The sequence below is a fragment of the Streptomyces sp. CLV115 genome, assembly GCF_038448545.1.
Taxonomy (GTDB): Bacteria; Actinomycetota; Actinomycetes; order Streptomycetales; family Streptomycetaceae; genus Streptomyces; species Streptomyces sanglieri.
The window spans coordinates 64,852-77,262 of the sequence record NZ_JBCEWQ010000007.1; the positions used below are offsets into that span (position 1 = coordinate 64,852).

Consider the following 12,411-nt stretch of genomic DNA (forward strand, 5'->3'; position numbering starts at 1 on the left):
TCATTATGCGTGGCCCACGCCCGTGTCGTACGCCGACCGGGACAGGTCGGGACAACTTCCGGATCATGCACCGGAGGTGCTCCTCTCCGAGGTGAGGGGTTTCGGCAGAGTGCGCCCCCTGGAGCGACGTCCCCGCCACTTTGCTTGCGCGACGCAGGCCACCGAAGGTGTCGCATCCCGAGAGCATCGGCATGATGCGCGTCACTGCCGGGGTACTTGAGGCCGGGCATGCGCGATCATGACCGGATGGATCCCCGTTTCCTTGGCATCACCGAGCTGGCCGAAACCCCGCGTGTGGCAGTGGTGGTCGACGTCATGCGTGCTTTCACAGTGGCTGCCTGGGCGTTCGCCCAAGGAGCGGAGAAGATCGTCCTTGCCGAGTCACTTGACGAAGCCCTGGCGCTCAAGGATCGCCATCCGGATTGGGTGGCGATCAAGGACGGTCCGTCCGCACCCGGGTTCGACACCGTCAACTCGCCTGGTCTGCTGCGGTCCATCGACCTTGGCGGACGGACCGTTGTGCAGAAGACCACGGCAGGGACAGTCGGCGCCCTTGCGGTCAAGGAGGCGTCGCTGGTGCTGTGCGCCGGCTTCGTGGTGGCAGAGGCAACGGCCCGGCTCCTGCGGATCCGCGAGTGTGACGCTGTCACCTTCGTCGTCACTGGCGAAGACGGGCGCGCCGATGAAGATCTGGCGTGCGCTCAGTACATCGCCAGGAGGGCCACCGGTGCAGGAGCGGATGCGGCTGAGTACCTCCGCCGCGCCGGCGAGTCGCGTGCCGCCACCGAGCTGGCGCAGGGGATACGCCAAGGAGTTCACCCTGATGATGTCGCGCTCTGTCTTGAACTCGACCGGTTCCCCTTCGCCATGGTGGCGGCATGGGAAGACTCGCTCATGGTCCTCCGTTCGTGCACTGTGCCTTCGCCGACCGGCGATGCCTCGGTCTGACCGTCGGCGAGGCCCGGTGCGGCTCTCGCCGTGCGGGAGCCGGCATCCGGTCGGGTAGGCGCCGATGGCGTCCGCGGGCAACGGGAACAACAGCACCTCCAGACGGAACAAGAGCTCCTTCGCAGTCACGCGCTGTCGGCCCGGTCACCCACCGCGGCCCGCACGAATCGCCTCAGGTGCGCACGTACAACGTCGGGCTGCTCCAGCCAGGGCTCGTGACCTGCGTTCTCGATCCTCGTCAGCGGAAGATCGAGCCGGAGCGCGAGCGATTCAAGCGCCGAGAACGGCCGGGGATCGTTGGCTCCGCCGAGGAGTTCCGCCCTCACGGGCATGCACGCGCGCAGCTCGCCAAGATGCTCATCGAGCGGGTCCACGCGCCCTTCCTTGCCGAGTTCACTGTTCATCGTCCAGTTGACGGGACGGCGGTGCCGGGCCCCCTGCGCGGCCCAGTGCCACCCGCGCTCGGGGTCGGCGTGGTCGGTGAACCAGGCCAGCGTGAGCAGCTCGGCCTCCTGCTCCTCCGTACGGTGCGGCGCCCTCTCCAGTTCGCGGAGCCGCTCCTGCTGTGCTGCGGACATCCGGCGAGCGCGCTCCGCCCGGTCCCCACCGCGCCAGTCACCTACGAACGGCCCGCACATCAGCAACATCGCGGCGACCCGGTCGGAGTTCCTCAGGCAGAACCGGCTCGCCAGGGTGCTGCCGTAGGAGTGCCCGATCAGCACGGCCTCGGGCACGTCCCATGCGTCGAGCATTTCGGCAAGATCGTCGATGTGGCGGTCGAAGGAGTGGCGGCCCCACCAGGGGGACCGACCCGTGCCACGCTGGTCGTACCGGTACACCGGCGCAAGGTCCGCGACCATGGGGGCGATGCCGTCCAGATAGTCCGGCAGTCCCGGACCGCCGTGCAGCATGACCACGGCCGGCCGCCCGGAGGTGTCTCCCAGCGCCCTCCAACGTATCTGTGCCCCATCGGTCATCGACGTGAGGCCCTGCGTCTCCGCCAAGGTCATGTCGGAGAACCTACAGCGGGACCGGGAGTCCTGTGCAGCGGAGCTGCCGGCCTGCATGGCCTCTGCGGTACGCGGGCCGGGATTCGTGGACGGTCTCACCCAGCAGCTCGAACAGCTGAACCTCCGGCCGGTCATCCGCCGGCTGAATCAAATCGGAGGATGCCCGTCGGCGAGCTGAGGCGGGCGATCACGCCGGCGACCGTCCTCGTACGGCCCCGTGGATTACGAACGACCGGTTCAACCGCATGAAGGGCCTGCCGCAGTTCGAGCGATCACACTCGTGCTGCGACAGGCCCTCGCCGTGGGATCCGGGCGGGCCCTGTTCAGCCGGACCTGCGTACCGTCCGGCCGTGTGCAGAGTCAGGCCGTGTGCAGAGTCAGTCCGTATCGGTTCAGAATCTCGTTGATGGGCTGGTGCCAGGTCTCCCCGCCGCTGGTGCAGTTGCCCCAGCCGCCGGAAGTGACCCCCTGGGCCTGGTCTCCGCTGATGAACGAGCCACCGGAATCCCCCGGCTCGGCGCAGACGCTCGTCTTCGTCATCTGGTGAACCGCGCCCTGGCTGTAGTTCACGGTTTCGTTCGTGGCCAGCACGTTGCCGCAGTGCCAGTGGCTCGTGGAGCCGGAACGGCATATCGAGGAGCCGATCGGTGCCTCTGCGGAGCCCCGGACCAGTTGGTCCGAGATGGTGCCCCAGCCGAGTACGACGGGGACGGTCCACCAGCCGTTGCCGACAGTGACCCAGGCGTAGTCGTCACCGGGGAACGACGAACCCTGGAAGTTGCCGATGGCCGAACGGTCCCAGCCGCTGACCGCCGCGCCGGCCTGTCCGCAGTGGCCCGCCGTGACGAAGCCGCCGTGCACCGAGAAGCCGATGGAGCATCGCACGTTGCCCGTGTAGTAGGGGTCGCCGCCCACGGTTCCGGCGGCGAAGGTCCTGGGCCCTTCAGGAGTGTGCTTCACCGTTACGGGGCCGGTCTTGCGGGCCTGGTCGACGAAGGATCGGACATCGTTGTCATTCACTGCCGAAGCAACAACGTCGACGACGACGCGGTTGGCCTTCGGGTCCACGTGCCAGCTGCTGACACCCGCCGGTGCCGTCAGCCCGTCGATCCGCGCCTTCGCCGCGTCGAGCTGCCGCGCGGTGTGACGCACCAGCCGGACGGACGCGCCGGAGGCGCGCACGGCGGCCGACTTCCGGCTGTCGGTGACGGCCACGGTGAGGCGGTTCGTGGCCGGGTCGAACCAGGCGCCGGCATAGGACGACCCGGCGACCCGGCGCGCCTCGCCCTGTACGGCGGTCGCCGTCTTCTCCGCGGCCAGCCTCGCCTTGGCCTGTCCTTCCGTCAGGCCGAAGTCCTTCCGCATCGCGGAGAGCAGCCCTTCGGACGCGGGCGCCTCACCGGTCGCGGAGCGGGGTGCAGCGAGCGGCAGATCCACGGCGGCGGCGGATGCCGGGCCGGAGGCAAGACCCACGGTGGCCCAGGCTCCGACGACAAGTGCGGCAGCCAGGCTCGTACGCAGCGCATTGATACATCTCAAGGCAATGGCCCTTCTGTTGTTCCGGCATCGTGGGGGAGGAACAGCAGGCGTCCGAGAGCTCTGATCTGAGAGCGCTCTCAGAGCGTGCCGAAAACGGACTGTAACGCAGCGCGCCTATCAGGTCCATGCCAATGAGTGGGTGTACTTCGACCGTTGCGCGACAGACGCGCACTGCACCCGCGCCGCGTCTACCCCTTCCGGCCGCCGGACCCGTTGCCCGCCACTCGGTGCGGACGCCTATGCTCGCGTCGGATGATCACGCGTGCCCTGCACGCCGCCCCGTCACCTGCGTCACGAACTGCTGCGCACTCCCCAACAGGAGCCTCACCATGACATCTTCGGCCGACGGGTCCGCCTCCTGGCGCGGTCTGTGGACGGGCACGCCACACGTTCCGCATGAGCCCCTCGACGAGGAGACACGGCGCAACTCCGATCTCCCGGGAACCCTGCTGCCCGCGCCGGCCGGGATGGATCATCCCCTGATCTTCGAGCCCGCCCTGAAGCAGTTCGCCAACGCCTACCGAGCCGGTGAGCCGGTCTTCGGTGAGGGCCGGGAAGACGTGGGCCGGGCCTGGCACCGGGCGCGCCGTACGGCACTGGACACGGTGCTGGCATCCGTCGCGGGCGGCCCCTGGGGCGGCCATCTGGTGCTGCGCGGCAGCGTGTTGATGGCCACGTGGTTCGGGGAGACCGCCCGCGACCCGGGAGATCTGGACTTTCTCTTCGTGCCCCGGGACTGGGCCATGGACGACCCCAGGTCCGCCGGTCTCTTCGAAACGATCGCCCGGGACGCGGCGGAGGCCGCGGCCGCCCGTGACTCGGTCCGGATCGACGCGGCAGGTCTGGTGACGGAGGACATCTGGACGTACGACCGGGTTCCGGGCCGTCGCCTGCTGCTGCCGTGGACGGCGGACGGGGTGCCCGGCGGCACCGTACAGCTCGACGTGGTGTTCAACGAGACCCTGCCCTCCCCCGCCGTGCTCACCGAACTCCAGCCGCTCGGGGACGGACCGGGCTGCCGGATGCCGGCGGTGTCACCCGAACTGTCACTGGCCTGGAAGCTGCTGTGGCTGGTGACCGACGCATACCCGCAGGGCAAGGATCTGTACGATGCCGTGCTGCTCGCGGAACGTACTCCTCCGGGTTACGAACTGGTGCGGGAAGCCTTCGTGCTCGGCGGCACCGAAGGTCTTCGGCCCCCGGGCGCCTGGTGGCTGAACGGGTTCGGGGTGCAGACCGAATGGGAGCACTTCACCGCCGAACACCCCTGGGTCACCGAGAGTGCGGCGAGTTACTGCGGGCGTCTGGCGAAGGCGCTGGCACCGCTGCTGGAGGGTGCTGAACGCCAGGGCGGGGACGACGCGACAAACGTGACGCCCGGGGCGGATGGGTCCGATGCGGTGGATGGGGTCGATGCGGTGGACAGGATCGACGAGGTGGACTCCGAGGTGTCGGGCCGGTATCGGCTCTGGGCCCGGTGGCTGGAGCCGCTGGTGGAGTCCACCCGCACGGCAGCCCGGGAAGACCCTGCCTCCGCTCTCGGGTTTCTGGACGAAGGCGGGCAGGACGGGCTGACGGCCGCCGTCGTGGTCGTACGGGAGATCGCGGGGACGCGGCATCTCGGACTGGCGGACGCGCTCGCCGCCGTCCTGTCCCATCAGGCAAGTTGGCGGTACTGGCGGGAGCACCCCGAGGCATGCGAGCGGGTCCTGGACGAGCTGCGCTGATCCACCTCCCGCCCGGGGCTGCAAGCTGATCGGTCGGCCCTGCCGGACAGACCGGTCAGCCGACCCGGTCCGCCGGCGGGGTCAGCCCGCCCGGCCGATCGCGCTGCGCAGCATGGCGACCGTCGTCGCGGCGGCCGCGCGTTCCGCGTCGTCCTGTGTCGCGCGCACCCGTTCTTCCAGGAGGACCACGGCCGCCTGAAGGACACCCACGCGTACCGGAACGCTCTGCATCGCCGTCAGTACGGCCGCGGCCTGTTCGGCCGGAGTGGCCGTGGCGGCCTGCGGAATGAGGGTGGTGATTCCGCGCCCGAGCGCGCGGTCGCGAGGCGGCTGAGCCGCGGCTGTGGTCACCCGAGAAGTGTGCCGCACCGGCCCCGGGGATTCGGTCAGCGACCTGGCCCCGACGCTGTGGCGCCGTCGCGGACATTCAATGCTGCGGGGCTGTCGTGAACATGGGCGTGGACACGCTTCAACAGCGCCGCCAGCTGGGATTGTTCGCGCGCGTTCAGGGGAGCGAGCATTGACGCCTGCACGCTCCGGGCGTCGTCCTGGAGTTCCGCGAGCACTGCACGGCCGGCCGGGGTGGGCGTGACGTTCACCCGGCGGCGGTCGGCGGTGTCCCGGGCCCGGTCGACGAGACCGGCCAGCGCGAGATCGTCCACGATCTTGACGATGTCGCTCCGGTCGATCCCGAGCCTCGATGCCAGTTCCCGTTGCACATGGGGGCCGAAGTCGATGAGCGCCGAGAGTACGGCCATGTGCCAGAGCCGGAGGTCGCGCTCGGCCAGTCGCGACGCGAGTCGGCTCCGCGCCGCCTTGCCGGTCTTGGACAGCAGATAGGTCGTGAGTCCCAGGAGGCTGGGCGGGGTCTCGCTCATCGGCACCATCCTAGGCGCTCACCAATCATGGGTATTCACCCACCAATGGGGGTGCGTCCCGCCCGGCGCGGTCCGGGCCGCACCCCCGTGTGCAAGGTCCCGCGTCGTCTATCCCTTGGCCCAGTCGCGCATGGCCGTCCGCGAGGAGAAGGCGGCGACATCCTTGTCCAGCGGGTGGTCGGTGTACTGGTGGATACGCCAGGACGCCTTGATCCGGGGTTTCCCCGCGGTCACGTAGTCGGCGATCCACAGGCCGTCCCCCGCGTACGACGTGGTGTCGTGGTTCAGCCAGAAATAGCGGTTGCAGTACAGCAGAACCTTGTGGTGCGGCCGCAGGCGCTTGACCTCGCGGATGAAGCGGTCCTTCTCGGCGTTGCCGGCCCGCGTGCCCTCGCCGTTCTCCTCCCAGTCGACGGCGAGCAGATCGCCCGCCTTCTCCGGGGCCTTGCTCACGAAGTACTCGGCCTGGGCCGTGATGTTCCCCGGCCAGAGGAAATGGTAGAAGCCGAGCACGCACTCCGCGTCCCTGGCCCTTTTCACCTGCGCCGAGAGATGTGGATTGACGTACGAGCGGCCCTCGGTCGCCTTGATGAAGACGAAGTCGAGCCCGTCCGTGTCGAAGGACGACTGATGGGAACTGACATCGACGCCATGGAGCATGGGCACCGCCTTCAAATGGTTTGAGCGCTTCCGTTCTCTTTCTGTACGTGCCCGCAGTCGGTCGTTCCCATCCTTCGGATGAACGGGCGAATCGTTTTGCCATTGCCAGGAATACGGACCGGAAACGGGTAGTTGATGAACCGGCGAGACCACATCACGTACCGCAGTCGCCATCGGAAGGTCGGATCCATGAAGATCGGCATCATCGGAGCGGGCAACATCGGCGGAAACCTCGCCCGGCGTCTCACCGCACTGGGTCACGAGGTGTCCATTGCCAATTCGCGCGGCCCGCAGACGCTCTCCGCACTCGCCGAGGAGACCGGAGCCACCGCGGTCGACGCGTCTCAAGCGGCTCGGGGAGCCGAGGTCGTTGTCGTCACCGTCCCCCTCAAGGCGGTCCCCGATCTGCCCGCCGGGTTGCTCGACGGCGCCGCGGCCGGGGCCGCGGTCATCGACACGGGCAACTACTACCCGCAGCAACGCGACGGCCGCATCGCCGAGATCGAGGACGGCAAGCCCGAGAGCCGGTGGACCGAGGAACAGATCGGCCACCCGGTGATCAAGGCGTTCAACGGGACGTACGCACAGGACATCCTCTCCAACGGGCTCCCCAAGGGCAGCCCCGGCCGTCAGGCACTGCCGGTGGCGGGTGACGACGCGACGGCCAAGCAGGTCGTGCGCGACCTCATCGACGAACTCGGCTTCGACACAGTGGACGCCGGGAGCCTCGACGATTCCTGGCGTCAGCAGCCCGGCACACCTGTCTACGGCCATCAGGGCGACGTGGAGGCCGTCCGCAAGGCGCTCGCCGAGGCGTCCCCCGAGCGCACGGCCGAGTGGCGCGCCTGACGTTCCCGACGCCGGGGCACGACGAGCCGCCCCGGCGCCTCCGCCCTGTCGCGTCCGGCGCTCCGCCCCGGCGTCCGGACGTCGTCGGACGCGTCGGCAGCCGTGGTGGTGGCCACGCTCCTCAGCCGTCGAAGGCGGTGCTGCGACTGACCTTCTCCCACAGAAGTGTCTCGGCACGGGCCTCTTCGAGGTGGGCCCGGATCGCGTCGGTCGCATCGTTGCCGAGCGGCAGTCGCAGTGGCGTCTTCTCTGCGGCGAGGGCGGTGAGAATGGCGGCCGCGGCCTTGTCGGGGCCGCCCTCCTGCTTGCCGTCCGAGCCGGGGAGGCCCGCCCGGACGGGGCCGACGGCCGCGTCGTACGCGGGCATCGCGGTTGTCTGCCGGTGCGCCCCTCCCCCGGCGAACCCGGTGCGCAACGATCCGGGTTCGACGATGAGTACCTTGATCCCGTGCGGGGCCACTTCGGCCGCGAGTGCCTCGGACAGACCTTCCAGGGCGAATTTGGTGGCCGAATAGGCATCGACTCCGGGGAATGTGAACCGGCCGCGCATGCTGCTCATCTGCACGATGGCGCCGGACCGCTGCCGCCGCATGTGCGGCAGCACCGCGCGGACCATTGCCGCGGGGCCGAAGAAGTGCAGGTCCATCAGGTCACGCAGTTCCTGGTCGGTGGTCTCCTCGACCGCCCCGACCATGCCGAGACCCGCGTTGTCGACGACGACGTCGATGCGTCCGTGCCAGAGCACCGTGATCGCCGACGAGGAGAACCTCGGGCGGGCCGCACAGCGGCTGTACATCAGCCGGCCGGCCCTGCCCTACGCGTTGAAGAGCCTCGAATCCGAGTTGGGCGTTCGGCTCTTCGACCGGCACGCCGGGGGTGCGTCTGCGACGCATGCCGGCCGGGAGATCATCGCCGAGGCTCTGCTCACGGTCCGCCAGTCGGAGCGGGTGTCCGCCGCCGCCGAGCGGCACCGGCGCGGTGAGACTGGCGTGCTGCGGGTCGGGTTCGAGGCGAGCGGTGCGGGTGAACTCACCACTCGGGCACGCGCCGAGTTCGCGCGACGTCATCCCCCCGGAGTGCGAGTGGTGCCCAGACGGTACGACTGGGGGCAGGAGGCCGCCGCGCTGCGTGAAGGACTGGTGGACGTGGCCTTCGTCTGGTTGCCCAACGACCTGACCGGCCTCCGCTCCGAACCGGTGCACACGGAGCCACGCGTCGTGGGGCTGCCGTCGGGACACCCGCCGGCGGGACGCGACGAGGTCTCCCCACTCGACATGGGTGACGAGCCGCTGATGTGGACTGAGCGCGCGCCGCGCGGATGGGTGGACTGGTGGGCTGTCAACCCCCGGCCGGACGGGTCGAGTCCGAGATGGGGGCCGACCAACGGCAACGCCGAGGAGATGCTGGAGCAGGTGGCGGAGGGCTCCGCCACCTGCTTCGCGCCGATGAGCATGGCCGGGTACTACACCCGGCCCGATCTCACCTGGGTGCCGCTCACCGATGCCGAGCCGCTGCGGACCTCGCTCGCCTGGGCCGACGGCACGGACAGCAACCTCGTGCGGGGGTTCGCACGTGTCGTGCGTGAACTGGCGGCCGCCGCACCCGGCAGCGGCCCGCACCAGCGCTAAGGCCTGTCCGGCGGATCATGGCGTGGGCGAGGCCCCCCACCTTGACTCTGGAGCCAGTCCACCAGGCCGACGAAGTGATCCACCGGACGCCGTAGGGTGATCGTGTGGACGTATCTGAGGTGTTGGGGGAGCAGGATGAGTTGCGAGCCGAAGCGGAGGGCGTATATCGGGAGCTCCGGCTGGACGAGCTGCTGGCCGATGTCGGCACTCCGACCATCGTCGGGAGCGCGGCGCTGGGCCTGATGGTCCGTCGGGATCTGGATCTGGACGTGGTGTGTGAGCGTCTGGACGATGCTGCCGTGGCGGCTGTCGCCGCGGTCGGTGCTCGGCTTGCGACCCACCCACACGTCCGCCTTGTGAGCTTCCGCAATGACTGCGGGGCGTGGAACCGGGAGCCAGACGCCTACCCCGACGGCCTGTACCTCGGTGTGGAGTGTGTATCGTCCGGGGCCACCTGGAACCTTGACGTCTGGTTCCTCGACAAGCCTGAACGCCAGCCCTCGACCGCCCACCTGACCACCCTGCGACCGCGTCTGACGGACGAGAGCCGCGCGGCCATCATCGAAATCAAGCGGACTTGGGCCGACCGTGCCGAGTACGGCACGACTGTCAAGAGCTTCGACGTCTACTGCGCGGTCCTCGATGACGGCGTCCGCGATCCCGCAGGGTTTGAGGCCTGGGTCGGGCAACGGAAGAAGCCGCAGCCCTGAGTACTACGCCGTGCAGGCTTCGAGCGGCGGATCACGTGCGGAGCCAGAGCCGGATCGCAACAACGGTGACAGTGCCGTGAAAGATGAAGGCGCGTTTGTCGAATCTCGTAGCCACGGCCCGGAAGTTCTTCAGTGCGTTGATCGTCCGCTCTACTTCGTTGCGGCGCTTGTAAATCGTCTTGTCGAAGCCGGTGGGTCGACCACCGTGGCTGCCGCGCCTTTTGCGGTGGGCCCGTTGGTCCTTCGGTTCGGGGATGGTGTGCTTGATCTGCCGTCTGCGCAGGTAGCGGCGGTTGCGTCGGGAGCTGTACGCCTTATCGCCGCCAACATGGTCGGGGCGGGTGCGAGGGCGACCGCCTTCATGGCGGCCCACCCGGATACGGTCCATCACGGGGATGAACTGTGGGGCGTCGCCCCACTGGCCCGGTGTGATCAGCAGGGCCAGAGGGCGGCGTCCGCCTTCCCCGGCGAGATGGATTTTGCAGGTGAGGCCACCCCGGGAGCGTCCGAGTGCCTCATCGGGGCGGTGCTGCCGAGGCGTTGTTCTTTTTCCCGGCACTCGCGGGCGTCTCTTGTGGGCTCCGGCAGCGTGTTGGTGGGCCCGGCAGGACGTCGAGTCCACGCTCACCATCGACCAGTCGATGCGACCTTCAGCATCGGCGTCAGCCAGGACAGCTGCGAAGATCTTGTCCCACGTGCCGTCCGCCGACCAGCGTCTGTGCCGCTCGTACACGGTCTTCCACGGGCCGAAACGCGCAGGTAGATCCCTCCAAGGCACTCCCGTGCGCTGCCGGAAGAGGATCCCGTTGATCACCGTGCGGTGGCTCGCCCAACGACCTCCGCGCTGCCCGGACTTCGGCAGATGCGGTTTCAGCCGTGTCCACTCTTCGTTCGTCAGATCTCCCCGCCCCATGTCCATGCCAACGAATCGAGGGCGAAGCGGTCACATGATCCGCCGGACAGGCCCTAGAGGGAGTCGTCCGGACGGGCCGGAAGGCTGTCCATGAACGAACTGACGGAGAAGACGGCGCGGCCGGCGCCGGGCGGGCCGTAGCCGGGGGGCGAGCTGAGACCGTACTCCTCCATGGTCGCCCGGTAGGCGTCCAGCAGGCGGATGTGGTACTCCAGTGGCGCCCCGTCCGGATTGGTCTTCCCGAGCGGGGTGGTGGGCTCCGGGCACCAGGTGGTGAACCGCGGGGTGATGCCGTGCGACATGAAGAAGCGCAGGCCCTCGGTGGTCGAGGCGATGGCTTCGTCCACCGTGGTGAAGCCGAAGGGCTCCGCCATCTCCACGCCCGCCACGAAGTTGGGGATGACATTGCGGGGGCCGAAGACCTCGGCGGAGTCCAGGATCCGGCGGTGCCACTCGTCACGGCCGACGTAGCGTTCCTTGCCCGGGCAGTAGAGCTCGAACAGCCTGCGGTCCCACACCTCGTAGTTGGGGTGGTAGATCTGCACACCGTAGTCGTGGAATCGCTGCACGTCGGCCTTGGGCAGGGCCTGGGCCACGACCTTGCCGATCCACCGGCCGGGGAAGCGCTCCTCGATGGCCCTGGCGTACTGACCGTAGAAGTCGGCCTCGTCACGGCCGCCGATGTGGGAGGTGATGGCCCCGCCGGTGAGGGTGTAGGCGGTGGAGGTCTTCGCCGTGTCGTACTTGTCGATGATGGCGAGCGCCTCCAGGACCTCCTCGACCGGCTTCACTCCGGTGTACGGGCGTCCCGCCGCCTTGTGCTGGCGCCAGTTGTGGTTGATGTCGCAGTACTGGCACTCCTCCTTCGCGCCGAAGTACTGGCAGACCCGGAACACCGTCAGGTAGACGAGGTACCCCCACTGGATGGTGGGCGCCACCTCCATCACGGACTTGCCGTTCTCCAGCGTGTGCCGGTAGTAGTCCGGCATGGGCGGCAGGCCCACATCGGAGATCCGCCGGCCGTCGAGGTACAGCCCGAGCACGCCGTCGTCGTCGGCCGCGACGCGGTACGGGGACGCCGGGTTGACCCGGACCGACACGACGGTCCTGCGCAGGTCGTAAGGTCCGCCGGTGAGGACGATCTCCTCCGGCGGGCGGCGCAGGGCGGCGGCGCCGAGCTCGGGGAGCGTCCCGTGGTCGAAGGAGAAGATGAAGTAGGACTTCGGCTTGACGTCACCTCCCTCGTTGTCGCTGAGCGCGGATTCGTCGAAGGCCAGTCCGCCGCGCAGCAGGTCTTCCTTGATGACGGCTTCCCGGGGCACGTGCGGGAACCGCTCCATCAGGTGCTCGACCAGACGGGTGCGGTTCCCTTCCGTGCGATGCGGTTCGGTGCGGCTGTGGTCGGTACTGCTGGCCATGTGCGGGACTCCTCGGTCCGGTCGTCTGCGGCGTTCCGGGTACGCCACACTGTGCAACGAACCGGACATGTCCGCAGTGCCCCGACGCACCGGCCGATTCTCGGGGCGCGTCCGGACCGGTCCGCGACAGT

Annotated in this window: 12 protein-coding genes and 1 pseudogene; 5 read left to right on the forward strand and 8 right to left on the reverse strand. The window is 68.9% G+C overall.

Annotation, left to right across the window (positions count from 1 at the left end):
• Positions 1 to 246: 246 nt before the first annotated feature.
• A complete protein-coding gene (locus AADR41_RS04475) occupies positions 247 to 948 on the forward strand; it encodes a 2-phosphosulfolactate phosphatase (protein WP_342280097.1) in 702 nt (233 codons plus the stop codon).
• 125 nt (positions 949 to 1,073) lie between these two features.
• Here AADR41_RS04475 and AADR41_RS04480 read toward each other — a convergent pair whose 3' ends face one another.
• Both AADR41_RS04480 and AADR41_RS04485 read right to left on the reverse strand, forming a co-directional pair.
• Positions 1,074 to 1,958 (reverse strand): alpha/beta fold hydrolase, encoded by an 885-nt coding sequence (locus tag AADR41_RS04480; RefSeq protein ID WP_342280047.1) that lies wholly within the window; start codon positions 1,956 to 1,958, stop codon positions 1,074 to 1,076.
• A gap of 360 nt (positions 1,959 to 2,318) precedes the next feature.
• Positions 2,319 to 3,497, reverse strand: coding sequence for a S1 family peptidase (locus AADR41_RS04485; RefSeq protein ID WP_342280048.1), 1,179 nt, complete (start codon positions 3,495 to 3,497; stop codon positions 2,319 to 2,321).
• 329 nt (positions 3,498 to 3,826) lie between these two features.
• On the opposite strand from AADR41_RS04485, the gene AADR41_RS04490 reads away from it, so the two are divergent.
• A complete protein-coding gene (locus tag AADR41_RS04490; RefSeq protein ID WP_342280049.1) occupies positions 3,827 to 5,224 on the forward strand; it encodes a nucleotidyl transferase AbiEii/AbiGii toxin family protein in 1,398 nt (465 codons plus the stop codon).
• Positions 5,225 to 5,305: 81 nt separating this feature from the next.
• Here the strand turns inward: AADR41_RS04490 and AADR41_RS04495 are convergent, their stop codons facing one another.
• The 3 genes from AADR41_RS04495 to AADR41_RS04505 form a co-directional block, all read right to left on the reverse strand.
• Entirely contained in the window at positions 5,306 to 5,575 is a 270-nt protein-coding gene (locus tag AADR41_RS04495) for a hypothetical protein (RefSeq protein ID WP_259934195.1), read from the reverse strand.
• Positions 5,576 to 5,610: 35 nt separating this feature from the next.
• Positions 5,611 to 6,102, reverse strand: coding sequence for a MarR family winged helix-turn-helix transcriptional regulator (locus AADR41_RS04500; protein WP_342280050.1), 492 nt, complete (start codon positions 6,100 to 6,102; stop codon positions 5,611 to 5,613).
• 108 nt (positions 6,103 to 6,210) lie between these two features.
• Positions 6,211 to 6,762 carry a glycoside hydrolase family 25 protein gene (locus AADR41_RS04505; protein WP_124722290.1) on the reverse strand — a complete coding sequence of 184 codons (552 nt, stop codon included), beginning with the start codon at positions 6,760 to 6,762 and terminating at the stop codon, positions 6,211 to 6,213.
• Between the two features lie 135 nt (positions 6,763 to 6,897).
• Here AADR41_RS04505 and AADR41_RS04510 point away from each other — a divergent pair, with 135 nt between their 5' ends.
• The gene (locus tag AADR41_RS04510; RefSeq protein ID WP_342280051.1) at positions 6,898 to 7,611 is read left to right on the forward strand and encodes an NADPH-dependent F420 reductase; all 714 of its coding nucleotides are present in this window, start codon (positions 6,898 to 6,900) and stop codon (positions 7,609 to 7,611) included.
• Between the two features lie 121 nt (positions 7,612 to 7,732).
• Here the strand turns inward: AADR41_RS04510 and AADR41_RS04515 are convergent.
• A pseudogene (locus AADR41_RS04515) lies at positions 7,733 to 8,365 on the reverse strand (SDR family NAD(P)-dependent oxidoreductase); the annotation flags it as partial.
• On the opposite strand from AADR41_RS04515, the gene AADR41_RS04520 reads away from it, so the two are divergent.
• Positions 8,337 to 9,239 carry a LysR family transcriptional regulator gene (locus AADR41_RS04520; RefSeq protein ID WP_342280052.1) on the forward strand — a complete coding sequence of 301 codons (903 nt, stop codon included), beginning with the start codon at positions 8,337 to 8,339 and terminating at the stop codon, positions 9,237 to 9,239. The pseudogene AADR41_RS04515 and the gene AADR41_RS04520 sit on opposite strands and share 29 nt — an antisense overlap.
• Positions 9,240 to 9,343: 104 nt before the next feature.
• The gene (locus tag AADR41_RS04525; protein WP_342280053.1) at positions 9,344 to 9,949 is read left to right on the forward strand and encodes a hypothetical protein; all 606 of its coding nucleotides are present in this window, start codon (positions 9,344 to 9,346) and stop codon (positions 9,947 to 9,949) included.
• Between the two features lie 31 nt (positions 9,950 to 9,980).
• On the opposite strand, the gene AADR41_RS04530 is transcribed toward AADR41_RS04525, so the two are convergent.
• Together AADR41_RS04530 and AADR41_RS04535 are read right to left on the reverse strand one after the other, a co-directional pair.
• Complete coding sequence (locus AADR41_RS04530) at positions 9,981 to 10,862, reverse strand: IS5 family transposase (protein ID WP_342280098.1); 882 nt, start codon at positions 10,860 to 10,862, stop codon at positions 9,981 to 9,983.
• A gap of 53 nt (positions 10,863 to 10,915) precedes the next feature.
• Complete coding sequence (locus tag AADR41_RS04535; protein WP_342280054.1) at positions 10,916 to 12,280, reverse strand: radical SAM protein; 1,365 nt, start codon at positions 12,278 to 12,280, stop codon at positions 10,916 to 10,918.
• Positions 12,281 to 12,411 lie beyond the last annotated feature (131 nt).

Bases quoted from the DNA above. Each gene is read 5' to 3' on its own strand.
- AADR41_RS04475 (WP_342280097.1), top strand. From the start codon at position 247: ATGGATCCCCGTTTCCTTGGCATCACCGAGCTGGCCGAAACCCCGCGT.
- AADR41_RS04480 (WP_342280047.1), bottom strand. From the start codon at position 1,958: ATGACCTTGGCGGAGACGCAGGGCCTCACGTCGATGACCGATGGGGCA.
- AADR41_RS04490 (WP_342280049.1), top strand. From the start codon at position 3,827: ATGACATCTTCGGCCGACGGGTCCGCCTCCTGGCGCGGTCTGTGGACG.
- AADR41_RS04500 (WP_342280050.1), bottom strand. From the start codon at position 6,102: ATGAGCGAGACCCCGCCCAGCCTCCTGGGACTCACGACCTATCTGCTG.
- AADR41_RS04505 (WP_124722290.1), bottom strand. From the start codon at position 6,762: ATGCTCCATGGCGTCGATGTCAGTTCCCATCAGTCGTCCTTCGACACG.
- AADR41_RS04510 (WP_342280051.1), top strand. From the start codon at position 6,898: ATGAACCGGCGAGACCACATCACGTACCGCAGTCGCCATCGGAAGGTC.
- AADR41_RS04520 (WP_342280052.1), top strand. From the start codon at position 8,337: ATGCGTCCGTGCCAGAGCACCGTGATCGCCGACGAGGAGAACCTCGGG.
- AADR41_RS04530 (WP_342280098.1), bottom strand. From the start codon at position 10,862: ATGGGGCGGGGAGATCTGACGAACGAAGAGTGGACACGGCTGAAACCG.
- AADR41_RS04535 (WP_342280054.1), bottom strand. From the start codon at position 12,280: ATGGCCAGCAGTACCGACCACAGCCGCACCGAACCGCATCGCACGGAA.